Here is a 25,595-nt window from a genome sequence, read left to right on the forward strand (position 1 = left end):
GCTCCCTTTTATTCCACCACATCCGTAACAAGTGTGAGAAGCGGCACTTCCGTTCCTTCAAACTCGTCGGGGGTTTCTTCTGCTGGTGTGTGAATGAGGGATTCCAGATGAGCCTTGGTCGCCTGAAATTCAGCACTGGTCATCTGTTCTGCCCGCCGTGGGCGCGATAGCGGCACTTCTATCACTTCTTCCACCCGGCCCGGATGCGCCTTGAGCACCAAGATCCGGTCTGCCAGATAAATGGCCTCATCGAGATCATGAGTAATGAACACGATGGTGATGTCGATCTTGCGCCAGATCTCCATCAGGTGGGTCTGCATCCGCACGCGGGTCTGGGCATCGAGGGCGCTGAAGGGCTCATCCATCAACAGCACGCGCGGCTGGGCCGCCAGCGCACGGGCAATGGCTACGCGCTGCTGCATGCCGCCGGAAAGCTGGTGCGGCAGGGATTCCGCAAAGCGCTCCAGCCCGATGGCCTGAAGCCACTGCATGGCCTGCCGTCGGCTTTCATCCTTGCTGATTCCGGCCATTTCCAGCCCGAACATAACGTTCTGGCACACGGTGCGCCACGGAAAGAGCGTGTATTTCTGGAAAACCATACCCCGGTCGGGGCCGGGGCCATCCACCGGCTTGTCATCCACCAGAATCCGCCCCGAAGACGCCTGCTCCAGCCCGGCCAGAATGCGTACCAGCGTGGATTTACCGCAACCCGAAGGCCCAACCACACACACAAACTCGCGGCGGTGGACATTCATGTTGATGTCTTCCAGCGCAACTGTTTCGCGGCCGCGCTGTGCAAAAATCTTGCCCAGATTTTCGACCCGCAGCACCACATCGCGATCCTTGATGCGGGCCATACGCTCCGCCACATCAGAAGGCAGCACGCGATAGTCGACTGTCGTACCGTTGCCTGCACTCATCACTCAGTCTCCTGCTTCCAGCGGAACAGAAAGCGCGCGGCAAAGCCGAGCAGCATATCCGTACCCAGACCAACGATCCCGATCAGCGCCATGGCGGCGTAAACATTGGCAAAGTGCTGATAGCGCGCCTGCTGGGTTATGAACCACGTAATACCCGAGGAGGTGCCGATCAGTTCCGCCACGATCAGATAGGTCCATGCCCAACCCAGCAGAATACGCTGGTCGCGGTAGAGATCGGGCAGAATACCGGGCACCACCACGCTGAACATAAGCCGCTTGCCCCGTGCGCCCAGTGTGCGGGCCGCTTCCATCAGACCAAAGTCGAGCTTGCGGGTGGTGTTGGAAATAACCAGAATCTGCTGAAACAGCGTACCGATAACGATAATGGCGATCTTGGGTGCATCGTAAATACCCAGAATGGCCACCATCAAGGCGCCAAAAGCCGGTGCGGGCAGATAGCGCAGGAAGTCCACCGAGGGTTCCACCAGCCGCGAAAGGGCAGGCAGCGCCCCACACAGAACACCCAGCGGCACCCCGATAACCGAAGAAATGACAAAACCCCAGAAAATGATCTGGATACTGTGCCAGAACGCCTGAAGGATGGATTTTTCCGGCCCACGGGAATCAGGCTGAACAAAAGCCTGCACAAAAGCGGAAAACACACCGCCGGGTGAAGGCAGATATACCGGATTGACCGCCACCCCTTCAGGGGCTTTCTGGCCAGCCGCGTGCATTTCCTGCACGGCGCGCTCGAAATCGGCACGCTTCATGCGCATGCCCTCTTCCAGATAGTCCTCGCCACCAGGATCTGTCACCAGCACCTGAGGGTGCCAGATGAACGGCACATAACTGACCGCACTCCAGAGCAGCAGCGGCAGCAGGATGGAAAGCCCACCCAGCACCACGCGGCTTTTGCGGCCGACCTTTCCGTATAGTGCCCATCCGGACATGCGTGACATCGCCCGCTCTCCCGTCCTGTCCGCTACCGTCTGTGCCAGCAGGCCCAGCGGCGCAATGTCATTCCCCGGCGCAATCCAAGAGCGAAATTTCTCTAGCAGATGGCCCTTTCAACCCCCTGCTTTTCGCCTTGGCGCCACCAAGGATATGCTCAATTAGTAATACCGTGTCAACAAATCGTATTACTCATTAGCCCAGAATGGCATCCAATTTCCACAAAAAACGTTCTGAATAGAGAATAAAATCCCGCCCCACACCCCCCTTAGCACCGTCCCTCACGCCTGATTTTCTTGAAAAACAAGGAAATGTCGCGCCCCCAAAACACCCTGCTGATACCCTGCCCGGATCACACCGGGCCGGATTGCAAACAAAAACACCCCTTCCGAATCCAGTCGGAAGGGGTGTCTGCAAACAGGGAGCCGGGGATCGCCCGGCTTGTGCGTTTTTTAACGCGCCCGGCGGAAGCGGATGATGCTGCGCGACATCTGGCCACCACCCCAGTTGGGCATAAGCCGCCAAGGGGTGATCACATCGGCCGTATTACCGCTTACGGTCACGGTGCGCCGCTGCTGGGTGCCCACCCATTCGGGCGCCCATGCGGTTTCCACCTGCGTGATCCACTGGTTGTCTTCAATATGATAGCGCCCGATATAGGCCACCAGTGTCTGCATCAGCCGAGCGCGATCCGCATCGGTTCTGGCGGGCGTGCGGCCCGTGCCTTCAAGGTTAAAAGCCACCCAGTCGTCCGGTGTAAAGATCACACGACCGCGCGGGTGGTCCCCCATCGCGTCGATCAGTGCGCCGCTTTCCTCCTCCTCCACTTTATAGGAGACGAGTTCCCATGTTCCCACCAGGGCAGCTTTGAGCGCGGCACCGGTCAGGGGGGCACTGGTCGAGGGCGTAATGGTCTGACTATGGTTTGACATGATCTCTCCGCGGACGTGCTGTGCCGACATACATGTGGCGGCATCGTTCTTATCTGCTCTATTCGCCTTAGCGTTCAGCTATCCGCCGCGTTCCCTTGCCTGTGTTTCATCGCTATCGTTGTTGAAACATCAGAACACGGGCGCGCCACAGAATGGCCTTTGCGCTGGCTCACTATGTCTTGAACACGCATGGCACCGGTAGCCACAAAACCGGAAAAACGCTTTTGCGTAAGATGCAAAGATGGAGCATTTCATGGCTTACGACGAGATCAGTGACCTGCGCTTTTTTACGGTGCTGGTCGAGGCAGGCAGTATTTCCGCCACGGCCCGAAGCATGGGCACATCACCAGCCGTAGTCTCGCGCCGTCTCTCCCGCATGGAAGAACGTCTGGGCGCCAGCCTGATCGTACGCACCACACGCCATTTCCGCCCCAGCGAGACAGGCCGGGTCCTGTATGAACGCGGCGTGCAGATCATTGCTGATATTGATCAGCTTCAGAACGATCTGTCCATCGCAAATACTGTTCCGCAGGGAACACTCAGTATTGGCGCCCCGGTCGAGCTTGGCCGCAGGCAGATTGCCCCTTTTATCGCCCGCTTTAGTGAACGCTATCCCAAACTCAAAATCAGTCTGGCGCTGGCAGGCGAAGGCCTGCACGATTTCAGCGACTGCCTGGATGTTATCCTGCGGTTGGGCATGCCCGATACACAAGGGGCCACCGTAACCCTGCTGGCCACCACCCGGCGCGTGCTCTGTGCATCGCCCGCCTATATTGCCCGCGCGACACTCCCGCGCACGCCGCAGGAGCTGGTCAAGCATGACTGTCTGTGCCTGCGCCGCCACAAAACCATGACCGTGCTGAACCGCTGGGCTATCGGCGATGACGAGAAACGCGATGTCATCACCGTGCCGTCCCGCCTGTCCACCACCAGTTGCGAAATCATTCATGACTGGGCGCTGGCCGGTCAGGGCATTGCCTACAAACTGCTATGCGATGTGTCTCAGGATATAGAAAGTGGCAAGCTTATCCGTATATTCCCCGATTTATACGGAGAAAAAACAGATCTTTACGCTGTCATGCCGCCCCGCCACAATGCCAGCGCCAATGTGCGTACATTCCTGCATGCCCTGCGCGAATTCCTGCATGGCTCAGGCGGGTTCTGAAACAGGCCCGGCAATAAACAGCATGCCGGGCCATGGGCCTTAAAGATCAGCGGTGACCGAAAATTTAAAGGTTTCGGGATCACCCATGGTCAAGTTGCTCTGATAAACGGAAGCCCAGTAACGCTGGTTGCCAACGTTATCCACCTCGAAGCGCGTAGTAAGCGCCTTGCCATGCACAAGAAATGTATACCGCGCACCCAGATCAAACCGTGACCATGCAGGCAGGTGCGCGCTGTTAGAGACGTTAAACTGCTGCTTGCCCGTGCTGATGACACGCCCTATCAAAGTCAGCCCCTTAAGAAACGGCATGTCGTATTCAAGATTACCGTTAATGGTATAGTTAGGCACCCCTACAATGGTTTTGCCGTTATGCGCATTCGTATCACCACTGACCTGCTTGGCATCAATCAGGGTCAAGCCACCGTTAAAGCGCAGACCGTGTATGATTTCGCCATTAAACGTCAGTTCCATACCCCGGTTTCTCTGCTGTCCGTTCTGGGTATAGATCGTTTGGCCGGTATTACCGTAAGCCTCAACCATGCCCGAGGGCATGGCGGTCTGATAGAACGCAACCCCGGCAGAGAAACGGCCAATATCGTATTTGGCCCCTACCTCGTACTGCGTGCTCTGATACGGCGCAAACACCTGCCCGGCATTCACATAGCTCGCGCCAACGACTGTCCCCGCAGAGAGCCCCTGAATACGATTGAAATACAGGGCAACATGTTTGACCGGATGGATAACCAGACCAATAACTGGAGAAAATGCGTCTGAATTGTAAGTAGATTGCAGCTCTCCACTACCATACCCATAAGAATTGGAGAGAATGTTCTGATACCGGAAACCGCCGGTCAAAGAAATGCGATCATGCCAGAAGGTCATCGTATCTGACAGGAACAGACTGTACAGCTTGTTCCATGAAACCCGGCCCGGATCATTCATATTACCAAGGGCATAGTCTTCATTGGGGCTAAACTGGATTGGATTATACAGATTACCGGATGCACTTCGTGTACTCATTGCAAAAGCGCTGTCAGATTCTTCCCAGATGGCCGAACCCCCGGCATTGATTTCATGCTTGATGAAACCCGTGGTCACGTGGGCTCGCACACCCGCCTGAGTGGATTCGTTCATGACGTTATAAGCGGTGGCCATCGCTCCGACATCCCCCGCACCTGTGCGTGAATTGGAGAGAAGGGTTGTGGCATAATTACCCATTTCGTTACCGCTCTGGGCACCGAATTTTCCATAAACCGTCACATGCTTTCCAAAATCATGCTCGATACCCATCGTGCCGAACAGGTAGGAAAGATCCGAATAGGCCCAGCGCTGTCCCCAGTTTTTTGAAGGTGACATGAGCGAAGGTGCCGGCATGTCAGCTGTCAGGCCAGATACGACAATGGCACTGCGCCCACCAAAAACCTGCTGTTTCTGGTAGTTCATGTTCATGTTGATACGGGTATCGTCATTATGCCAGTCAAACGCACCACCCAGCGCGATATCGGCACGGCGTTCGCCATCAATCGGGGTTGAGCCATCCATACCCGCCGCATTGAAGCGAAAGCCATAAGCCCGATCGCGCCCGAACCTGCGGCTGATGTCAACCGCGCCACCACCCTGGGCACTACTGGTATAATCGCCCGTAACACGGGTTATGTCCTTTGCCCCGGCCCGCTTGGGCACAAGATTAACATTACCACCAATAGCAGAGCCACCGGGCGCCGCCCCGTTCAGAAACGCGCTGGCTCCGTTGAGCACCTGCACTGATTCATAAAGCTGGGGCGAAACAAGCTGGCGGGGCGTTACGCCGTACAGGCCATCAATGGCGATATCATCCCCATACAGGGTAAAGCCACGAATTTGGAAAAGCTGGGCATAATTACCGTAACCCGTGGTTGTTCTGACAGTCGGGTCATTCAGCAGCACATCTCCCAGCGTCTGGGACTGCTGATTGAGAATCATGCTTTCATTATAGCTGCGGATATTAAAGGGCACGTCCAGCCCTTTCTTATGCCCCAGCGCACCAAGATCGCCACCACTGGAAACATACATGCGGTTATTGCGCGAAGCCGTAACCACCAGATCCTCTTGCTTTGGTTGGCTAACAGCCTGAGCCGGTGAAGAGGCCTGCGCAGCCTGCCCCTTCGCCTGTTTGGACTTGGCCGCATCCGGCGCCGCCACAGCAGGCGACGATGCACGATCCTGCGCATGAGCAGCAGAAAGGGCAAGAAGCCGGGTAGGCGCAACCCCGGACAGTAAAGCAGAGACACAGAGCGTGTTCAGGCAAAGGGCACGGAAGCTCATGATGCAGACTCACGATGAAAAATTTTGTGACCCTTCTATTAGTTAAGAATGATTGTCAATATTATTTGGCGCATAGTGCCTGTGCCGCACCCGCTCAGGCCAGCCCGCACAACAGCCGCATGCACAGCATGCGCCTGCACGCTGCCATACCCATATAATAAGCCTAATAGGATGATAAAAAACGCAGAAACCAAACGGCAAGGCCGATTGAAATCTGCGCAAGACTGCCCGCCAGAAACATTATCCCGTGGGCCATAAACCCTGATCCGGCCCCCACATCAACAGGCGAAGGCTAGGGTTGAAACGTTAAAAATCGAGGACGCGCGTGTCCGCCACGGTTTTCAAGGTGAAAAAGGTGCGTGTTTGCCGGACAGACGGCAGGGTAATGAGCTTGGTCGCATGCAGGCGGTTGAAATCCGCCATGTCACGCACCCGAATCTTGAGGAAATAATCAAAATCCCCCGCCACCAGATAGCAGTCCAGAATGGAAGAAATCTGGCTGACCGCAGCCTCGAACTCCGCAAAGCTGTCCGGTGTTGAACGGTCGAGCACGACTCCCACCAGCACCAGCGTACCTAGATCAATTTTTTCAGCATTGATCATGCCACGCACGTTCGTGACGTAGCCTTCGTCAAACAGACGCTGCAGACGGCGATGGCACGTAGCCGGGCTGATATTGACCTCCTCAGCCAGGTCCGCATTGGAAATACGCCCGTTGCCCTGCAAAAGGCGAAGAATCTTCCGGTCGGTTCTGTCCAGCACATCCGCCATGATCAAATCTTCCGCATTTCCATATAAATCCGCACGATCATTCCGAACTTTTTTAAAACTTTCGATGAATACACTTAAACTTCAACAAAAAACGAAAGCACGTTCCAATACATTATCAGTATAGTTCTATCTGTTTTCCACTACAGAAGCCACCTGTATAAACATGCCAGATTTCCCTGCTTCCGGTCATCCGGTTTCTCCCTCTCACACAAGACAGTCCGTTACAAGACCGACAGGCAGCAATGCCGCACAGACCACCACACACGGCACTGCGCGTGCGCCCCATCTGATCTGCCAGGGGTTGGTGGCATCGGCGCTGTTTTCCACAACCTTTGTGCTGAACCGCGCCATGAGCCTGCACGGCGGGCCATGGGTGTGGAGCGCCACCCTGCGTTATATTGAAACCGCCCTGCTGCTAACGCTCTGGCTGCTGCTGACAAAAGGCCCAACCTATCTGGGCAAGCTGGGCAGGCTGTTTCTGCGCCGGATTGGGTTCTGGCTGGGGGCCGGTGGCGTTGGCTATGGCGTGTTCTATGCGTGCTGTTGTTTTGCCGCGAACCACGCACCGGGCTGGATTGTGGCGGCTACATGGCAGGGTACCATTATCGCCACCCCGCTTGTGCTGCGGGCCTTTGGAGAGAAAGTGCCCCTGCGCGGCCTTGTTTTTCTGGGGCTGATCTTTACCGGAATCATCGGCCTGAACATCAACCGCCTGATGGGCGGCGTGCCGCTGGAGCAGGTGCTGGCCGGGGTCATTCCACTGAGTGTTGCAGCGTTCTGCTATCCCGTAGGCAATCAGTTGCTCAACCGCCTGCGCCATAACACGGCGCCACTCTACAGCCCCCTGCAAGACCCACTGGCCGCCGTGCTACTGATGACACTGGGTGCTCTGCCATTTCTCATTGGTCTGACACTGATCATGCACCCCCCTGCACCCGACATGGAGCAGATTGCCACCACCGGCATGATCGCTCTGGTGGCAGGCTGCCTCGCCACACCGCTGTTTATTCATGCACGCAATACATCCTCAAACCCCTACCTGATCGCTGCTGTTGATGCGACGCAGGCTGGAGAAGTCGCTTTTACCCTGCTGGGAGAAAGCCTGCTGACCGGACACCTCTCTCTCGGCCTTGCAGACTATGCCGGGTTGGCGGCTGTCATGGGCGGGCTGGCCGGCTTTGCCCTGAGCGAGGAAACTGCCGCACAGGAGATCGAACAGGATAGCGGGGGCGATAACACCCCCACTCCGCACTAGAAGGAGAAAAATCTTTTAGTAAAGCGCATTAAACGCAAACTGGGGCGATACAACCCGCTCCGTATTATGCCCGGCGTAATAAACGGACACGCCAGCAATAATACCGTAGCGGGGGCTCCAGTTATATTCGACGGCTGGAGCAATCTGCCAGTCACCCGAAGGTGCGCCTGTCTGCGAGAGAGTTTGCCCCGTATTGGTGTAAGTGCCGCGCAGCTTTGTGCCGTTTGACCAGTCCCGCGCCACATCCAGCGCCAGAACCCAACGCTGGTTCAGCCCGTATTCAAGCGAAAAACCGGCCCCGCCATACATGCCGGGCTGCGCCCGCCCCTGAAAACCCTGCGTTGTGCCGTAGCTGGTCACATCATGCAGATGTGCTGTTGTCAGCGCCCGCCGGAATGTTGCCCACACACGCAGGCGCAGTTCATGATTATTGGGCAGCGTGTAAGTGGACTGCTCGGTCAAGGCCACACGATAGGTATAAACCCCGCTGCCCACACCATCCTGCGCACGCCCCAGACTGGAATAATCGCCCGTGGGAAAGGAAACACCCGTAATCAGGTTCAGGGTGGGGATATAGCGCGCAGGATCGGCTGTCAGGTAACGCCACATCAGATCCACTGGCACATCGCCCAGCTTCAATCCACTACTGGTACCCCCATCGTGCTTCCAGCGATAGCTTATGGTTGGCTCAGTCTGGATACTCAGTGTGTCCGTAATGGCGTATCGGTAAATGGTCAGGCTGGTAACCGACTGCTGGCGGGGTGACGTCATAGGCACGGCATCATTATGCGGGCCGATCATGCCCGATGGCACCGCGTAATACATATAAGGTTCCAGCAAGAACATGCCTTTTTTTGACAGCGGCCCTGAAGGAGAAACAAGCGAGCCCGTGTACCACTGCTCTGCCCGGGCCTGCTGCCCGCCCCCCATAATGCCACAGAACAGCGCCATCAGTCCTGTCATACACAGTATTTTTGCACGACGCGGCTTATCAGAAATCATGCTCATGGCGTGCCCTCCCCACCCGCACCGTCTTCTGATCGGGTAGGCGCTGCATCTGTCAGGATGGCTGAAAACTCGGTTTGAGGTTCCACCGGCAGGGAACGTCCCCCCATCATTTTCCACCCCATCACCAGCAGCAGAGCCAGTACAGGAACGGCTGCGATGGAATAGGTGCCTGTCGGATAGTCAAACGCCATCAGGGCAAGGATACCCAGAAAGAAAACCAACGTGGCCCATGTGGTATAGGGTGCGCCCGGCATAGCAAAGGTGGTCGGGGCAATCCGCCCGGCGGCAATGGCCTGCCGCAGCTTCATCTGACACACCAGAATAAAGCACCATGTGCTGATAATACCCAGCGATGCCATATTGAGTACGATTTCAAAAATCTGCGACGGTAGAAGGTAGTTCAGCCCCACCCCCATCAGATAAATAGCAACCGTTGTCAGAATGGCCGCCGAAGGCACGGATTGCCCATTCATACGGGCGAGGTAACGCGGTGCCGCACCATCGAGCGCCATAGTCCGCAGCACCCGCCCTGTGGAATACAGGCCCGAGTTCAAACTGGACAGGGCCGCCGTCAGCACCACAAGATTCATGACTCCGCCCATGCCCGGCACACCCAGACGGGAAAAGAAGGTCACAAACGGGCTGACACCAGCCTGATAAGCAGACCACGGCAGCAGCAACACCAGCAGCGTAACCGTGCCGACATAAAAAATTGCGATACGCCAGATCACGTTATTAATAGCTGCAGGCACAACATCACGCGGGTTCTGACATTCCCCCGCCGCCGTGCCGATCATCTCTATACCAAAATAGGCAAACACCACGCCCTGCATTAGCGTGAGCGCTGGCATGACCCCATGCGGAAAAAGCCCGCCATGTTCAGTAACCAAAGAAAAACCCGGCGTTACACCCGCCACAGGCGTATGCATACCCAGAACAATCGACCCCACCGCAAAAAACACGATGAGCGCAGCAACCTTGATAAGCGAGAACCAGAACTCCATCTCGCCGAACCACTTAACCCCCACAAGATTCATGGTGGTAATGACCACAAGGGCCATCAGCGCCATAACCCATTGTGGCACGGCGGCAAAAACACCCCAGTAATGCATGTACAGAGCCACAGCGGTAATATCGACAATGCCTGTCATGGCCCAGCTAAAAAACGACAATGCTCCGGCCACATAAGAAGCGCGCGGCCCCAGAAACTCCTGTGCGTAAGATACAAAACTGCCGCTGGTCGGGCGGTACATAACCAGTTCGCCCAACGCCCGCAGCATAAGAAATGCGAACACGCCACAAACAAGGTACACCACGGCCAAAGCAGGCCCGACCGCCTGCAAGCGGCTACCTGCCCCTAGAAACAACCCGGTACCAATTGCACCGCCGATTGAAATCATTTGAATCTGCCGTCTGTCCAACGCCAGATGATACCCTTCCGCACTCTTATGCACTGGGTATTTCTGCACTGGTTCCTTAAAGAAGCTCAATTTTTCTTCTCCATGTTGCATGTACCGTGCGCCAGAGGGCGTATTCGTTACAATATCAACACTAACAGAAATTATATGATGTGTATTTTCAAAGTAATAACCATAATTTTTATTATATTTTACAAATTATCCAAAATATGAATTAGCATTCCATTTTTATGTTAAAAAATGAAATTTTCATGCTCCGTAAAAAGCAATATTATAAAAAAATGTTATTTTTTAAAAGACAATGAAAATTATTAAGTTTCGTTTTTTAACCCATACAAAACAGAATAATCAGAAGCCAGAAAAGATGTGCGATTTCTATATCTATAAAAACACACCCTCAATACTCTCTTCAGAAAAAATCAAAATACTATAAAAATATACAAACCAAAAAAAATACAATTTTTAATAAATAATTTTATTGTTTTTATAAATATTATCTAGATATTTTTTCTGTATTTCTGCAAGCGCGGGGCAATCAACAACACTCAGGCACCAGTCATAGCCCTGAGCAACTTTGTTTCACAGCCTGCAGGGAACATAAACAGAAACTCTGCGCGTGTGTGCGTTATATTTGGGGGATAATGCTTAGCAAAAGCTTTTGAAAACCATGGCGTCCCGTACGGGATTCGAACCCGTGTTGTCGCCGTGAGAGGGCGATGTCCTAGGCCTCTAGACGAACGGGACAAGCTGAGGCATGGCGCTTCCTAGGGGAAAAACACACCGTGCACAAGTTTTTTATTGGATATGAAACCCCACGGGTATCCGCCCGGTCAGGGGGGAATGGGCAGGAGGCGTGCATCGCATGGAACGCGCGGTAAGAACCGCCTGCTCATCCAGATCATCATAGCCCGTGCTGCGGATCAAATGCGCCTCCACAACCTGACCGGCTGCATCCAGAACCACCTGCACCAATGCCTCACCCTCTTCCTGTAGCTGGCGGGCCATAGCCGGGTACCGGGCATGTACTGGCGAGCAGGACAGTTTTTCAGCCCCCTCGGGCTGCGCCACAGCGGGCGGCTTTGCAAGAACCGGTGCCGCAGCCGCCATGCTTCGCGCCGTGGCGGGCGCTATGGATGGCGCAGCCACCGACGACTGAGGTGTAGAAAGCTTACGCGGCAGAGAAATAGAAGGAAGATCGCTCTCCGCCTGCGGCACGGATGGGGGGGCTATGCTATGCGGCGGAACATCCTCAAGGGGTGTGGTTTGATCCGGCAGCGGCGTGGGGGGAGCGGGAGGCTCGAAAACCATCGCAACCGTTGCGTGTACGCCGCCTGCCAGATGTTGATGCGGCCAGAGCAGCAGCCCCCCCGCAACAAACACATGCACCGCCAGCACCAGCGCCAGAACACAGGCCGGCCGCCAATAAGCCCGAAAAGAAACCTGACGCCCTTCGGCTAAATCATCCGACGGGATCAGGCGTTGTCGTGCAGTGCTGGAGAGCCACAGATCTGCGCTGGGGATCGTTCTTGCGTTATCCATCCCGTTTCACCCTGCCTTCCGTAGCAAGAATGCCATAAGACACGGTTATTTGACAGAGACCTGCTAACTGGCGCACAACCAGAGCGCTGCAGCCCCAAGGTTTGTGGCCCAGTTGTAGCAACCGGATTTTCCAATGTCTGTCCGCCACCCCATGCTCAGAAAGCTGTTGCTTTGGCCGCTCCTGCTGCTGACGCTCAGTGGCTTTATGGGCCTGCAGGCCATACAGACGCTCTCGCTCCCTGACGAACTCCCTCGCGCAACCCTGATGCGCGTTGTCGGGATCGACATTGCGCCCCATCAGAGCGCCGCCACAGTCCAGCATGCAATGCCATCGAACATGGCTGGCATGGACATGGGTGTTGCAGATCATGCCCACCCGGCACCGGCTGATACTCAAACCGCCCTTTACCATAAGGCGGGTATGGCCCCACCGGGTCAGGCACCGCCTTCAGACTGCCCGGAGCACAGCCACGATAACGGTAGCTGCCCACTCTGCTCTTTCCTGACCCTTACCGCAGCGGTGCCCTCTTTCGCCACCGCACTGCCAACTCTGCTGCTGGGCTGGTACCGCACAGCCCTCCCGGCTCCCCGTGCGCAGCACTGCCCGGCTATCCGCCTTGGCCTGCCGCCAGCCTGCGGCCCTCCTGATATCCTTACAGAGCTTCTGTAACCCGGCCACGCCCCCCTTACGCGCACCCTGAAACAGGCAGACCGCAAGGACGGGATAACACCGGCCACCCTGCACGACAGCCAGAACACGCCCTGTGCCGCGCGCCATACAGCGCCACACAAGCACAGATGCCGTGCCTGTTCTGTCGGACAGAAAGCCGGAGCGTGGCCTTCCGAGGATTTCAGTTTCAGGACTTTTTCATATGTCCCGCTTTCATTACGGCCATATCGTTTATGGTGGCCCATGGGTTTTTGCGTTTTTAGGCATGATCCAGCCCGCTTTTGCCGGAACCATCGTAACCCTGCCGCGCGTGGATATTTCCACCACACAGGCTGAGGGTGCGCAGGATCAACCCTCTCTGGCCGATGCCCCGCTTTCCGCCTCCAGCCCTGATCAGGCAAGCCAGCGGATGTCACGCCTTTCCAGCCCGGATGCCGCATCTCTGCTGGCCAACCTGCCCGGCGTTTCCAGCTATGGAGGGGGACGTCTGGCCAACCTGCCGGTTCTGAACGGCATGGCGGATGACCGCGTAGCCACCGTAGTAGATGGCGTGCGTATCGCCCCCGCATGCCCAAACCACATGAACCCAGCTCTATCTTATATAGACCCGGACAGCGTACAGACCGCCACGGCCACGGCCGGTCTGACCCCCGTCAGCAACGGGGGTGACAGCCTTGGTGGCACCATCAACGTGGAGCGGGCCGATCCTCGCTTTGCCCGCCACGGAAAAATTCTGGTGACAGGGCGCGCACGCGGCACTTATCGCAGCAATGGCGGCGCCTATTCCGCCGCTGGTAGCCTGACGGTTGCCAATGACATACTCAGCCTGCGCTACAATGCCTCTTACGATGAATCGGGTGATTATGATGCCGGGGGCGGTCTGGGCCGTGTCCTGTCCACGGAATATCTGCGCTACACGCACGATGTCACCTTGGGCATACACAAGCGCAACCACCTGTTTGTTCTGACCTTCAGCCAGCAGGACGCCCCACGCGAAGGGTTTCCAAACCAGTTCATGGACATGACCAATAACCGCTCTACTGCGGTAAACGGTAAATATGTCGGCACGTTCAACTGGGGCACACTTGAAGCACGCGGTTACTGGCGGCGCGTCACCCATGCCATGAACATGCTGCCTGACAAAACCGGCGACATGCCCATGAATGATGACTCCCGCACGGCAGGCTATGCGCTCAAGGCCACTCTCCCGCTCGGGCTGGCCCATACGCTGCGCCTTGGCAGTTCTTTCGACCATGAAGGGTTGAACGACTGGTGGCCTCCCGTACCCGGCAGCATAATGATGGGGCCGGACACATTCCACACCATTAATCACGGACACCGTGACAGGCTCGGGCATTTTGCTGAATGGGAAGCGCACTGGACAGAGCGCCTGTCCACCCTGCTCGGCCTGCGCAATGATCTGGTGATGATGGATACAGGGAATGTCGCCCCATATTCCAGCATGGCGGGCATGATGGGTATGCCCAATCTTGATCTTAACGCAGCAAACGCCTTCAACGCCCGTAACCACGGCCGTACGGATGTCAATTTCGATGTCACGGCCATGGCGCGTTACCGCGCACTCGACAGCCTGGATATCGAGGCAGGCTACGCCCGCAAATCCCGCGCACCCAACCTGTACGAACGCTATGCGTGGGGAATGGGCAGCATGGCCACCACCATGATCGGCTGGTTTGGCGATGGCAACGGCTATGTCGGCAATCTCGACCTCAAATCCGAGGTGGGGCACACCGCCAGCATGACTTTCCGCTGGCATGATCCATCGGCTGAAAACCGGTGGGAGCTGAAAATACAGCCCTATTACACCTACGCCCACAACTACATAAACGTGCAGGTGCAACGCTCTTTGAGTAACTCCAGCAACAAACTGAACGGCTCGGTACTGCAGTTCGTCAACCATGACGCCCAGATGTATGGCATCAACTCATCAGGCCATTACACGGTGTGGAATACACCTGCCTACGGCAAGGGCGAACTGACAGGTACGCTAAGCTGGGTGCGGGGGCAGGATATGGTCAGCCATTCGGGCCTGTACCAGCAAATGCCGCTTCATGGCACGCTCGCCCTGAACGAAACCATAGGCCCGTGGACAGGCCGGGTGGAGCTTGAGCTGGTCAAATCCAAAACCACAGTGGATCAGATCCGGCTGGAACCCCGCACGCCGGGTTACGCCCTGCTCAATCTGAGCGGCAGCTACACATGGCGTATGATGACACTGAGTGCTGGTATCGATAATATTTTCAACCAGCGTTACTACACGCCTCTGGGCGGTATTCTGGTAGAAACCGAGAAAAGCACCGGCCAGCATATCGGGGTGCCCGGCATGGGGCGCTCGTTCAATGTCAGCCTTGCGGCTTCGTTCTGAATAACCGATTGGCCCCGGTTGATTCCGGGGCCAATCGGTTATGACCTCACCCTTTCAGGGCGGACAGGCTCTGCTCAATCCGTGCCAGCTCTTCCGGGCTGAACGTCGCGTTTTTGAGCGCATCGAGAGTCTCATCAAGCTGGGCCACGGTACGCGCACCGGCAATGGACGATGTTACCCGGCTATCGCGCAGAGTCCAGGCAATGGCCATCTGGGCAAGGCTCTGACCGCGGGTGCGGGCAATCTCATTCAGTTCGCGCACCACGGTCAGGAGTGTGGGCGTAATGACGGACTTATCCAGATAGCGGCTTTTGGCGGCACGGGATTCATCGGGTACACCACTGAGGTATTTATCCGTCAGCAGACCCTGCGCCAGCGGTGAAAACACCACGCAGCCTGCACCGATTTTCTCCAGCGCATCCAGCAGGCCGTTTTCGATCTCACGGTTAAGCAGCGAATAGACCGGCTGATGCACCAGCAGCGGCACGCCTTCGCGCTGCAAAATTTCTGCCGCTTTCAGTGTGCCAGCTACATCATAGGACGAAATGCCCACATACAGCGCTTTGCCCTGTCGGTAAGCATGCACCAGCGCGCCAATGGTTTCTTCCAGCGGCACATCGGGGGTCGGACGATGCGAATAGAAAATATCCACATAATCAAGCCCCATACGTCTGAGGCTCTGATCCAGTGACGCCAGCAGATATTTACGCGATCCCCCCTGACCATAGGGGCCGGGCCACATATCCCACCCTGCCTTGGTGGTAATCACCAGTTCATCACGATGGGATTGAAAATCGCGCCTCAGAATCTCGCCAAAATTCCGCTCGGCGGAGCCATAAGGTGTGCCGTAGTTATTGGCCAGATCAAAATGCGTCACACCCCGGTCAAACGCCCGCCGTACAACCGCACGGGCGGTGGCAAACACGTCCGTCTCGCCAAAATTATGCCAAAGCCCCAGAGAAATGGGGGGCAGGTCGAGACCGGAAAGGCCACAGCGCCGGAAGGGTGCTGCATCATACCGTGAGGGAGAAGGAAACCAGTCCATAAAACAATCCTGTCAGAAAACAAAAAATACGACGACACAACACGTTATTTCAGCCGCCATGAGCCGCTGCCTGAAGCAGTCCTTCCACCGGCGCATGCGTAGCGCTCCGGCCATGAACAGCCACACCCTGCCTATCCTTACCGTGCGTGCCAGAGGGGCCAAAAACACGCTCAAGCCAATCAGGGTTTGCCCATACCCGCAACAGCCCCCACGCCACCAGATAGGACAGACTGCACAGCCCCAGCACAACCGGCATAGGCAGCCAGCCTGTCAGCCACAACAGCCCCGCGCCCCCCAGATTGCCGCAGAACGCGCCAATACCCATAATCCGCCCAACCAGCGGGCCGGGCACCCATTCCGTCATGAGTGCAAAAAGATTGGTTGCAAAAACCTGATGCGCCATAAGGGTGAGCGAAAAAATACCCAGACTGACAAAAACTGTTTTTGTATCATAAACAAACAGCATAGGTACAACACAGAGTGCGGCCAGCCCCATAACCAGACGCCGCGCCCGCTCCCGCGAACGCCGGGCTGTCTGGAACAGGCCGGGCAGTAGCCCACCCGCAAACGCCCCCAGACCCGCGCCAAGATACACCGCGCCAGAAGCAATTCCGACGCCCCGCAGGCTCAGACCCAGATGAGTGTGCAGGATATCGGGCAGCCAGTACAGCAAAACCCACCATGTTGCATCCGACAGCACCTTGCACAGCGAAAACACGAGGGCAAAACGCCGCACACCAGCCTGTGTAAAGCTGGCTGTGCTGGCGGGTGTTTTTTCCACCACTTTTTGCGCCAGTTCATCCGGCGCATCGGAAGAAGTAGCCCCCCACGGCCCGGCCTGATCACGCCACCAGAAACCCGCCAGCACCACACCGGTCAGACCCAGCACCACCACCATCACTTTCCAGCCGATCACGGGCAGCAACAGCCCCACCAGCACCGGCGTAATGACAGCCGCCACATTCGGCACGGCATTCACCAGCCCGATAACGCGCGCCCGTTCGGCACGCGGCACACCGGTGGCTATCAGTTTCATCAGGCTGGGCATACCGGCCCCTTCCAGTGCGCCCAATGTCGCGCGCACCAGAACAAACTCCTGCACCGATGTGATGACAGCATGCAGGATCGTCATCAGGCTCCAGCCCGCAAGGGCGACACCCAGCACCCTACGCGACCCCAGCCTGTCCACCAGCCAGCCCGATACCAGCAGGCTGCACGCCGAGGCTACCTGCGTCCAGAAGGAAATCCGGGCGTAATCCTGCGCGCTCCAGCCAAAGGTCTTGTCCAGAACGGGCTTGATCAGGGCGATGATCTGCCGATCCGCCGTGGAAACCACGATAATCAGACACAGCAGCAGCATGGCCGCCCAGGGAAAAGCCCTTTCCTTTTGTGGCGCGCGCAGCATGGCTCAGAAATCCTTACGCAGGATAAAGCCACCATACCGCCCGTAATCACGCGGGATGGAGTCCACCGTGCCGCCTACCGCACCATAGCTGATATAAGAGGCATAATGGGTATTGATCGCGTTGCGCATGACCAGAGAGAGCTGCAGCTTGAGCTTGGTATCCCGCAGGGTCGTGCTCATATTCCAGATCCCGTAGGCTTTCTGCACCGTGTCGGGGGTTTCTGTCAGCGCGAACTGCGTGCGGCTCTGCCAAGTATAATCACTATCGACCGAGAACGAGTAACGTTCGTTCAGCGCGTGGGTGTAATCAGCATTGAGCACAAACTTCCAACGCGGCGCAAAAGGCAGTTGCTGGCCGTTGACATTGCACGAAGCTGGCGCATTAGCAGGGCAGTTGAACTGATCCACCACGGCATAGTTATAGGTAAAGTTGCCACCCAGCGTGAGGTCGCGCAGCACATGGGCCGAGATATCCCCTTCCACGCCCTTGGAAGAAACCGACCCGGCATTGATCATGCGGTAGACGGCGCCACCGCTGACCTGATCGAGAAAATTGGCCTGAAAGTTTGAAAAATCTTCAATGAACGCAGCAAGGTTGGCCGTAACCCGACGGTGCCAGAACTGGGATTTCAGCCCGATTTCATAGGTATTATTCTGCTCGGGCTTGAGCACCTGGGAATCCGTTCCCTGCATATTGAAGAAGGTGTTGTACGCAGGCCCCTTATACCCATGCGAATAGGTAAAATAGGCGTGCATGTCAGGTGTAATATCGTACTGAAGCCCGATGCGATCCACATAGCCATTCTGCGAAGTGGAACCATTCGAGGCATAGGACGGACGAATGCCCAGAACCGGATTAGCAGCCGTAGCGCTGGAATTACGCGCCATGTTGTAAGACAGGTCATCACGCAGCAGGCGCAAACCAAGAATAGCGCGGAACCGCTTTGTAAAGTTTAGGTTGCCTTCAGCAAAAATAGCGTAGTTGTTGTTGGAAATTCCGTAATTGGATACACCCCGTCCCGGAGTAGGGTTAGCAGCACTCCCTGTCACCACGTTACGGCTATAAACTTCCGAATCTACGCTGTGAAGGTAGTAGAATCCCGCCACATAATCGAAAAAATGCCCGCGTGGCGAAGCAATGCGCAGTTCTTCCGAAGCCTGCCAGAAGTTAAGCTGCCCGTGGTCGCGCACATCGGTCACACCTGCAGGGGTAGAACCCAGACCGTCATAATCCTGATCCTGAATGTTCTGCCAGCGCCGGTAAGCGGAAATGGAAGTCAGCTTGTAACCGCGCCCCAGATCCCGATCGACCGTAACTGCTGCCCCGCCGGTATGATCCACCGAGCGGCTCTGCACATTGTTATTGACCTGCGTGTTATTGCGCGAAGGCGTAATGCCCTGCGCCCCCAGAGTAGCCGCCAGACCGGGATTAGTGGAGACGATATTCGTAGGAAACGCCACCTGCGAGGTGGAAGAATAAACCCCTGTCGGCACAAGGTCGTTCTGGTACATATAATCCAGAGCAAGCGCTACACTGGTTTCGTCATCCGGGGTCCAGAGAAACTTCGAGCGCACGCCACGGTGTTCATAGCCGTTAACCATCGTGTTGTTGGCAATATTGGTAACGTTGCCATCAAACCCACCCACCAGAAAATCGGCATTGGCCACAAGCTTGGATGGCACGAGTGTTCCAGACACACCGCCTGTCAGGCGGTATTCGTTACCCGAGAAATATCCGCCCTCCGCATAGGCATGAAAATCCTTCGTAGGCTTGTTGGTGGTGATATTCACGGCACCAGCCGAGGCGTTCTTGCCAAACAGCGTCCCTTGTGGGCCGCGCATGACTTCCACCTGACTCAAGCCCACAATATCGGTCGTGGCCATGCCGGGCCGGGCCATTACCACGCCGTCAATCACGGTGGAAACCGATGGTTCCACGCCCGGTGATGTGGAAATGGTGCCAATACCACGGATGAACACGGCACGGTCTTTGGAAGACGCATTGGCACGGAAATTGGCCGAGGGAATGAACTCAAAAATTCCCTGCAGGTCATGCACGTTATCCCGCCGAGCCTGACTGGCGGTATAAACCGAGGTTGCCACAGGCACTTTCTGCAATGGCTCACTCCGGCGGCGCACGCTTACCGTTACTTCTTCCGCACTGGCTGCTGGTTGCGATGCGCCCGCCGCATGCGCCGGGCTGGTGCTCAGCCCACCCCCCAAACCACAACCAAGCGATGTCGCTGACATGGTCCAAACAATTCGTCGCATACCTGCTGACATGACTGACATCGCTAATTTCACCACAAAAAAGTGTTTTTCCATAAGTCCGATAACGAATCGTTTTATCGGTCATAAAATAACTAAAAGTCAATGTTGTTATTTTCTCATTCCTGATTATATTCACATTTAAGAGGGGTGAATCGCTCCGCACGGTTTAGCGCCATACGGAACCAGATCTCCTGACCTGCCTTGCGGGTGCCGCAAAAAGTTCAATAACTACCTGTTTAAAAACAGTTTTATTGATTTTTTATGCAGTATCCCCATGCGGGCAAAATTAACGCTTTTTATTCGTTATTTAGGGATTCGTTCTGATGTCTCTCAGCCCGCTTGCAGCGCCCGCCCAGCCTACCCTGACCAGACTGGGCGGGAATATCGGTGCCGAAATTCACGGCATCACCCTCTCACCCGACCTGCCCGAGCAGGATATTGACTTCATTTACCGGGCGATGCTTGAGCACAAGGTTATCTTCTTCCGCCGTCAAACACTCGACAGCGCCGCACAGGAACAGCTTGGCGCGCGTTTTGGCACGCTGGTCTCGCACCCCACCGTTGCCAGCGCCAAAGGCACCAACCATATTTTCGAGCTGAAAGCGCGAAAGGGCCGGGCCGCCAATACATGGCACGCCGATATGACGTTCATGTCGTCCTATCCCAAGGCGTCCATCCTGCGCTGCATCCAGCCCGCACCGTATGGCGGCGCAACCCTGTGGGCCAACACCGTGACCGCATATCAGGGCCTGCCCAAACCCCTGCAGGAACTGGCAGACAGGCTCTGGGCTATCCATACCAACGATGGGTATGACCATACGGATCTGGTTGCCGAGCGCGATTGGGAGTTTGTTCAGTGGTCAGCCAACGTGTTCGCCGCCCGCGTGTTCGAATCACGGCATCCGCTGGTGCGTGTACACCCTGAAACAGGCGAAAAAAGCCTCATTCTGGGTAATTTCATCAAGCGGCTGGCGGATTTCAACCTGCCCGATTCCCGTGCGCTGCTGGAGCTGTTTCTGTCCCACGCCACCCGGCCTGAAAACACGCTGACATGGCACTGGCAGACCGGCGATGTCGCCATGTGGGACAACCGGGCGACCCTGCACCGGGCTGTGGCGGATTTTGGTGATTTCCCGCGCCTGCTCCAGCGCGTTACGCTGGTAGGGGATACCCCCGTCAGCACCGATGGTCAGGAAAGCGAGCAGATCATCAATGCCCAGCCCAACCCGCGCGTGCTGCTTGAAACACCGCATCACTGGGCAGAGCGCCCGCAGGGCTGAACACCGCTCTGCCACACTGTCCTGCCTGCTCAAACGGGCAGGGCTAACAGTCTTGGGTCTAAAAAACCCCTCCGCCCGTTGGGCGAAGGGGTTAAGCAGGCTCAGAACGCCGGTGCGACGTGCTGGCTGCTGACCAGTTTAATGATGGTATGAGCCTTCAGGGCATCCGGCCCGCCTTCCGTGCCGTAGCCGGAATCCTTCACGCCACCGAACGGGGTTTCGGGAGCGCCAATACCGTGGTGGTTAACCGCCACCATACCGGCTTCCAGCGCCTCGCCCAGCAGGCGTTCAGTACGCTCGTTGCGGGTATAAACATAAGCCGCCAGACCATACGGCAGGCGATTGGCCTCGCGCACCGCATCCGCCAGTTCGGTATATTCATCCACAATCACGATGGGGCCGAACGGCTCCTCGTTCATCAGACGCATGGCCAGAGTGGGCTTGCAGACCAGCGTGGGCGGGAAGAAAAAGCCGGTATTGGGCAGAGGGGTATCAGGCTGCCACAGCTCGGCGCCTTTCTGGCGGGCGTCTTCCACCAGTTCGGTCAGGGCTTTCACACGCCGTTCGCTAACGAGCGGCCCCATGGTTACACCCTCCTGCAGACCGCTGCCGATCTTGAGCGCACTCACCTGCGCCTTGAACTTTTCAAGAAACGCCGGGGCAATATCGCGGTGCAGCAGGAAACGGGTCGGGGCAATGCACACCTGACCGGCATTACGGAACTTCGCCCCCGCCAGACGCTCGGCCGCCAGATCCAGATCCGCATCGGGGCAGATGATGACAGGGCCATGTCCGCCCAGTTCCATGGTGACAGGCTTCATCTGCGCCCCTGCCAGTGAAGCCAGATGCTTGCCAACCGGCGTGGAACCCGTGAACGAAATCTTGCGCACAACCGGATGGGCGATCAGATATTCCGAAATCTCGGCCGGATCGCCATAAACGAGCGACACCGCACCAGCGGGAATGCCCGCATCGCAGAAACAGCGGATCAGCTCGGCGGGAGATGCCGGGGTATCTTCCGGCGCCTTGACGATCACCGCACACCCGGCCCCAAGAGCCGCACCCAGCTTGCGGGCAATCTGATTAATGGGGAAGTTCCACGGCGTAAACGCTGCCACCACACCCACGGGGCGGCGGAGCACGCGCTGTTCCACATTCGGCACGCGGGCAGGCACCAGCTCGTCATTCAGACGGCGGCCTTCCTCACCGAAATATTCGATCACATCAGCGGCGACCATGATTTCGATAACCGCCTGCGCCAGAGGCTTGCCCTGCTCACGGGTCATGATCCGGCCAATATCCTGCGCGCGTTCACGCAGCAGGCCCGCAGCCTTGCGCATGATCCCGAAGCGCTCCCAGGCACTCATGCTGCGCCATGCCTCAAAACCGGCGGCGGCGCCAAGGGCGGCCTGCTCCAGATCAGACTTGTCCGCATGGGCGACATGACCGATCACTTCCGTCGTGGCGGGGTTGAGCACGGCAATCGTGCGCCCACCCGTTGCGTCACGCCATTGCCCACCGATCAGAAGCTGTGTGTTTACCAGTGTTTCAGCCATAAAGCCCTCTCAAGCAGATAGGGCGGGAACAGGCCCGCCTTTTGTCGTTCAGTGTAACAGCAGGCCGGGCCGCCTCAAACCCCCGCTCCACCACGAGGGCGGGCTGTCAGGCTGGTTTTTGGCCCTTGAGCACCATAGGCAGCCCCGCAGCCACAAACACCACCTGCCCGGCCTGTGCCGCCAGCCGCTGGTGCAGGCGTCCCGCCTCATCACGAAAGCGCCGGGCCAGCACATTATCCGGGACAATACCCAACCCCACCTCGTTACCTACCAGCACCGTGGGCGCCGCCCGCGTGGACAGGCTGTGCAGCAGGCGCGTACTCTGAGCCTCCACATCCTGTTCTTCCAGCAAAAGATTGGTCAGCCACAGGGTCAGGCAGTCCAGCAGAACAGGAATATGGGTATGGCGCTCCAGAACGCCCGGCACATCAAGCGGTTCCTCTACCGTCTGCCAGCCTGCATGGGCACGTTCCGCCTTGTGCTGCGCAATGCGGGCCTGCATTTCTTCATCCCATGCGCGGCCCGTTGCTATATAAAGCCGGGGGCCGGGCAAAGCGGTCACTTGCCCCTCTGCAAAGCGGCTTTTACCTGAACGCGCGCCCCCCAGAACCAGCAAGGTTCCGGCCAGCCCCGTATCGGAAAGGTTGAGCACAACGCCACTCATGCGATAATCCGCCTTGTCAGGGGGTATAGCCCCCACCCAGTTTTAGGGTAGCCCGCACCACATTGGTACAGGCCACCCTGCCGCTTTTTGCCACCGCACAGGACATTCCGCCATGCCGTCCGCGCCGCTGCCAGCCTCCCATCCGTTGTCCAGCGCTCCTGCGCCGTCAAGCCCGCGCGCCCTGCCCATACGGCCGCCCGCGCCGGAATCGCTCCACGCCATTGCCCGGCTGTGCGCCACCCTGCCCGGCCCCGACTCCACAGCGCAGGAACGGATTGCCCTGCGCGAAGCCCAACTGACAAAACCCCCCGGCAGCCTTGGCCGCCTTGAAGAGCTGACACGCTGGCTGGGTGGCTGGCAGGGGCTGAGCACCCCCCGGCTTGAGCGGGTGCAAGTCATTATCTTTGCGGGGAATCATGGTGTAACGGCACAGGGTGTCTCGCCATGGCCACAGGAAGTTACGGCACAGATGGTCAGCAACTTCGAGCGTGGGGGGGCCGCCATTAACCAGCTTGCGCGCACGGTGGATGCCGCGCTGGAAGTCGTGTGTGTGAACGGCCTGCGCTCCACGGCGGATTTTACCACCCAGCCCGCCATGAGCGAGCACGCCTTCGTGCAGGCTGTCGCCACAGGCTACAACGCTGTCCCCGCTGACTGCGACCTGCTCTGCCTTGGCGAAATGGGAATCGGCAACACCACGGCTGCCTCCACCATAGCCGCCGCCGTAGCGGGGGGGAGCGGCACCGATTGGGCAGGCGCTGGCACAGGGCTGGATAAATATGGCACGGCACAGAAAGCCGCCGTGGTGCAGGAGGCGCTACGCTATCATGGGGCGGCCCTGTCCAGCCCGCTGGAAATAGCGCGCCGTGTGGGCGGGTTTGAGCTGGCGGCCATGTTCGGGGCCACGCTGGCCGCGCGGCACATGGGCATACCCGTGCTGCTTGATGGCTTTGTCTGTCTGGCGGCCGTTGCCCCACTGGCACAGCTCCACCCCGAAGGGCTGGCCCATACCTGCCTTTCGCACTGCGCCACCCTGCATGGCCAGACACACCGGCTGGCCAGCTTCCTGAATATGGAGCCCCTGCTCGGTCTGGGCATGCGGCTGGGAGAAGGCTCAGGGGCGGCACTGGCTGTCGCCATCCTGCGGGGGGCCGTGGCCTGCCACACCGGCATGGCCACCTTTGCCGAGGCCGCCGTTTCCCGCTCGGATACGCTTTGAGCCGTCCCCCCTCCCCGCTGGATACGGTGCGCCTGCACCTTGCCTGCGGCCTTGGCCTGCTAACCCGCCTGCCCATCAACTGGCTGCTACCCGCAGCATACCGGCATAGCGCCTCTGTCTGGCCCATGGCCCGCTCGCTCTGGTGCTGGCCACTGATCGGCGCGGTCATGGGGCTGCTGTGCGGTGGTCTTCTGCTTCTGGCGCAACTGGCGCATATGCCCCCACTGGTTGCGGCCTGTCTGGCCCTGACAGCACAAACCATACTGGGCGGCGGCCTGCATGAAGACGGGCTGGCCGACATGGCCGATGGCTGCGGTGGCACAACCCCCGCCCGCAGGCTGGAAATCATGCGCGACAGCCGCGTTGGCAGCTATGGTGTCATGGCGCTGTGCCTGTCCTTTGGCCTACGGGCAGCAAGCCTTGCCAGCCTGCCGCTACCCGCGATCCTGCCCGGCTGCCTAATGGCGGCGTGTCTGGCGCGCGCAGCCCTGCTGGTGCCACCCGCGATCCTGCCCCCGGCCCGCCCCGATGGACTGGCCCGCATGCTGCACCCTCTGCCCCGCCGCCCTTTTGCGCTGGCCATGATGGGAGCCGCACTCTGTGTGCTGGCGGCAATGTTACTGGGCTATGCCCTGCATCCAAACCCTGCTGCCTGTCTGGCGCAAACGGTGGGAGCACTCCTTGTCGCAGCCCTTACCGCCGCGCTGGTGGCCAGAACCGCCCTGCGGATGCTGGGCGGCTATACGGGTGATGTGCTGGGCGCATGCGCCGTGCTGACAGACACGGTCGTGCTGACAACCCTTGCCACACTGGCGCAGATACCCGGTTTTTTCTGA

The 25,595-nt window shown here is 57.7% G+C and carries 20 protein-coding genes and 1 tRNA gene; 7 read left to right on the top strand and 14 right to left on the bottom strand.

Annotated elements, in window-relative coordinates; all coding sequences use genetic code 11:
* Positions 1–8 precede the first annotated feature (8 nt).
* The 3 genes from J2D75_RS10750 to J2D75_RS10760 all read right to left on the bottom strand — a co-directional run bounded on the left by J2D75_RS10750 (position 9) and on the right by J2D75_RS10760 (position 2,803).
* On the bottom strand, positions 9–920 hold the full coding sequence (locus J2D75_RS10750) for an ABC transporter ATP-binding protein (RefSeq protein WP_207854826.1): 912 nt from the start codon (positions 918–920) through the stop codon (positions 9–11).
* Positions 920–1,879, bottom strand: a complete 960-nt coding sequence (locus tag J2D75_RS10755; RefSeq protein WP_207854827.1) for an ABC transporter permease — start codon at positions 1,877–1,879, stop codon at positions 920–922. Before J2D75_RS10755 ends, J2D75_RS10750 begins: the two co-directional genes overlap by 1 nt.
* A 444-nt stretch (positions 1,880–2,323) precedes the next feature.
* Positions 2,324–2,803: a lipocalin-like domain-containing protein gene (locus J2D75_RS10760; protein ID WP_243428693.1), complete on the bottom strand. Its 480-nt coding sequence runs from the start codon at positions 2,801–2,803 to the stop codon at positions 2,324–2,326.
* A gap of 253 nt (positions 2,804–3,056) precedes the next feature.
* On the opposite strand from J2D75_RS10760, the gene J2D75_RS10765 reads away from it, so the two are divergent.
* Complete coding sequence (locus J2D75_RS10765) at positions 3,057–3,968, top strand: LysR family transcriptional regulator (RefSeq protein ID WP_207854829.1); 912 nt, start codon at positions 3,057–3,059, stop codon at positions 3,966–3,968.
* Between the two features lie 39 nt (positions 3,969–4,007).
* Here the strand turns inward: J2D75_RS10765 and J2D75_RS10770 are convergent, their stop codons facing one another.
* Positions 4,008–6,272: a TonB-dependent receptor gene (locus J2D75_RS10770; RefSeq protein ID WP_207854830.1), complete on the bottom strand. Its 2,265-nt coding sequence runs from the start codon at positions 6,270–6,272 to the stop codon at positions 4,008–4,010.
* A 306-nt stretch (positions 6,273–6,578) separates the two neighbouring features.
* Entirely contained in the window at positions 6,579–7,043 is a 465-nt protein-coding gene (locus J2D75_RS10775; RefSeq protein WP_207854831.1) for an Lrp/AsnC family transcriptional regulator, read from the bottom strand.
* A 163-nt stretch (positions 7,044–7,206) separates the two neighbouring features.
* Between J2D75_RS10775 and J2D75_RS10780 the strand changes: the two genes are divergently transcribed.
* Positions 7,207–8,298: a multidrug resistance efflux transporter family protein gene (locus J2D75_RS10780; protein ID WP_207854832.1), complete on the top strand. Its 1,092-nt coding sequence runs from the start codon at positions 7,207–7,209 to the stop codon at positions 8,296–8,298.
* A gap of 15 nt (positions 8,299–8,313) precedes the next feature.
* Here the strand turns inward: J2D75_RS10780 and J2D75_RS10785 are convergent, their stop codons facing one another.
* From J2D75_RS10785 to J2D75_RS10800, 4 genes are all read right to left on the bottom strand, one after another.
* A complete protein-coding gene (locus J2D75_RS10785) occupies positions 8,314–9,261 on the bottom strand; it encodes a hypothetical protein (RefSeq protein WP_408736764.1) in 948 nt (315 codons plus the stop codon).
* Between the two features lie 41 nt (positions 9,262–9,302).
* Positions 9,303–10,817, bottom strand: a complete 1,515-nt coding sequence (locus tag J2D75_RS10790) for an amino acid permease (protein ID WP_207854833.1) — start codon at positions 10,815–10,817, stop codon at positions 9,303–9,305.
* Positions 10,818–11,392: 575 nt separating this feature from the next.
* Positions 11,393–11,468 (bottom strand) — tRNA-Glu (locus tag J2D75_RS10795).
* Positions 11,469–11,519: 51 nt separating this feature from the next.
* Complete coding sequence (locus J2D75_RS10800) at positions 11,520–12,263, bottom strand: energy transducer TonB (RefSeq protein WP_207854834.1); 744 nt, start codon at positions 12,261–12,263, stop codon at positions 11,520–11,522.
* Positions 12,264–12,396: 133 nt separating this feature from the next.
* Here J2D75_RS10800 and J2D75_RS10805 point away from each other — a divergent pair, with 133 nt between their 5' ends.
* Both J2D75_RS10805 and J2D75_RS10810 read left to right on the top strand, forming a co-directional pair.
* Positions 12,397–12,933 carry a hypothetical protein gene (locus J2D75_RS10805; RefSeq protein ID WP_207854835.1) on the top strand — a complete coding sequence of 179 codons (537 nt, stop codon included), beginning with the start codon at positions 12,397–12,399 and terminating at the stop codon, positions 12,931–12,933.
* Between the two features lie 265 nt (positions 12,934–13,198).
* A complete protein-coding gene (locus J2D75_RS10810) occupies positions 13,199–15,319 on the top strand; it encodes a TonB-dependent receptor (protein ID WP_243428702.1) in 2,121 nt (706 codons plus the stop codon).
* A gap of 46 nt (positions 15,320–15,365) precedes the next feature.
* Here the strand turns inward: J2D75_RS10810 and mgrA are convergent, their stop codons facing one another.
* Genes mgrA through J2D75_RS10825 form a run of 3 tightly spaced genes read right to left on the bottom strand, consistent with a single transcriptional unit; the run spans position 15,366 to position 20,019 of the window.
* Entirely contained in the window at positions 15,366–16,364 is a 999-nt protein-coding gene (gene mgrA / locus J2D75_RS10815) for an L-glyceraldehyde 3-phosphate reductase (RefSeq protein ID WP_207854837.1), read from the bottom strand.
* 49 nt (positions 16,365–16,413) lie between these two features.
* Positions 16,414–17,769, bottom strand: a complete 1,356-nt coding sequence (locus J2D75_RS10820) for an MFS transporter (RefSeq protein WP_207854838.1) — start codon at positions 17,767–17,769, stop codon at positions 16,414–16,416.
* 3 nt (positions 17,770–17,772) lie between these two features.
* Positions 17,773–20,019 (bottom strand): TonB-dependent receptor, encoded by a 2,247-nt coding sequence (locus tag J2D75_RS10825; protein ID WP_243428694.1) that lies wholly within the window; start codon positions 20,017–20,019, stop codon positions 17,773–17,775.
* A gap of 344 nt (positions 20,020–20,363) precedes the next feature.
* On the opposite strand from J2D75_RS10825, the gene J2D75_RS10830 reads away from it, so the two are divergent.
* Positions 20,364–21,320, top strand: coding sequence for a TauD/TfdA dioxygenase family protein (locus J2D75_RS10830; protein WP_207854840.1), 957 nt, complete (start codon positions 20,364–20,366; stop codon positions 21,318–21,320).
* 101 nt (positions 21,321–21,421) lie between these two features.
* Here the strand turns inward: J2D75_RS10830 and J2D75_RS10835 are convergent, their stop codons facing one another.
* Both J2D75_RS10835 and cobU read right to left on the bottom strand, forming a co-directional pair.
* A complete protein-coding gene (locus J2D75_RS10835; protein ID WP_207854841.1) occupies positions 21,422–22,876 on the bottom strand; it encodes an NAD-dependent succinate-semialdehyde dehydrogenase in 1,455 nt (484 codons plus the stop codon).
* A 106-nt stretch (positions 22,877–22,982) separates the two neighbouring features.
* Positions 22,983–23,540: a bifunctional adenosylcobinamide kinase/adenosylcobinamide-phosphate guanylyltransferase gene (cobU, locus tag J2D75_RS10840; protein ID WP_207854842.1), complete on the bottom strand. Its 558-nt coding sequence runs from the start codon at positions 23,538–23,540 to the stop codon at positions 22,983–22,985.
* Positions 23,541–23,652: 112 nt separating this feature from the next.
* Here cobU and cobT point away from each other — a divergent pair, with 112 nt between their 5' ends.
* Together cobT and cobS are read left to right on the top strand one after the other, a co-directional pair.
* Positions 23,653–24,759, top strand: coding sequence for a nicotinate-nucleotide--dimethylbenzimidazole phosphoribosyltransferase (cobT, locus tag J2D75_RS10845; protein ID WP_207854843.1), 1,107 nt, complete (start codon positions 23,653–23,655; stop codon positions 24,757–24,759).
* Positions 24,756–25,595, top strand: a complete 840-nt coding sequence (gene cobS / locus J2D75_RS10850; RefSeq protein ID WP_207854844.1) for an adenosylcobinamide-GDP ribazoletransferase — start codon at positions 24,756–24,758, stop codon at positions 25,593–25,595. Before cobT ends, cobS begins: the two co-directional genes overlap by 4 nt.

Source organism: Acetobacter suratthaniensis (genome assembly GCF_017377745.1).
Classification (GTDB): Bacteria; Pseudomonadota; Alphaproteobacteria; order Acetobacterales; family Acetobacteraceae; genus Acetobacter; species Acetobacter suratthaniensis.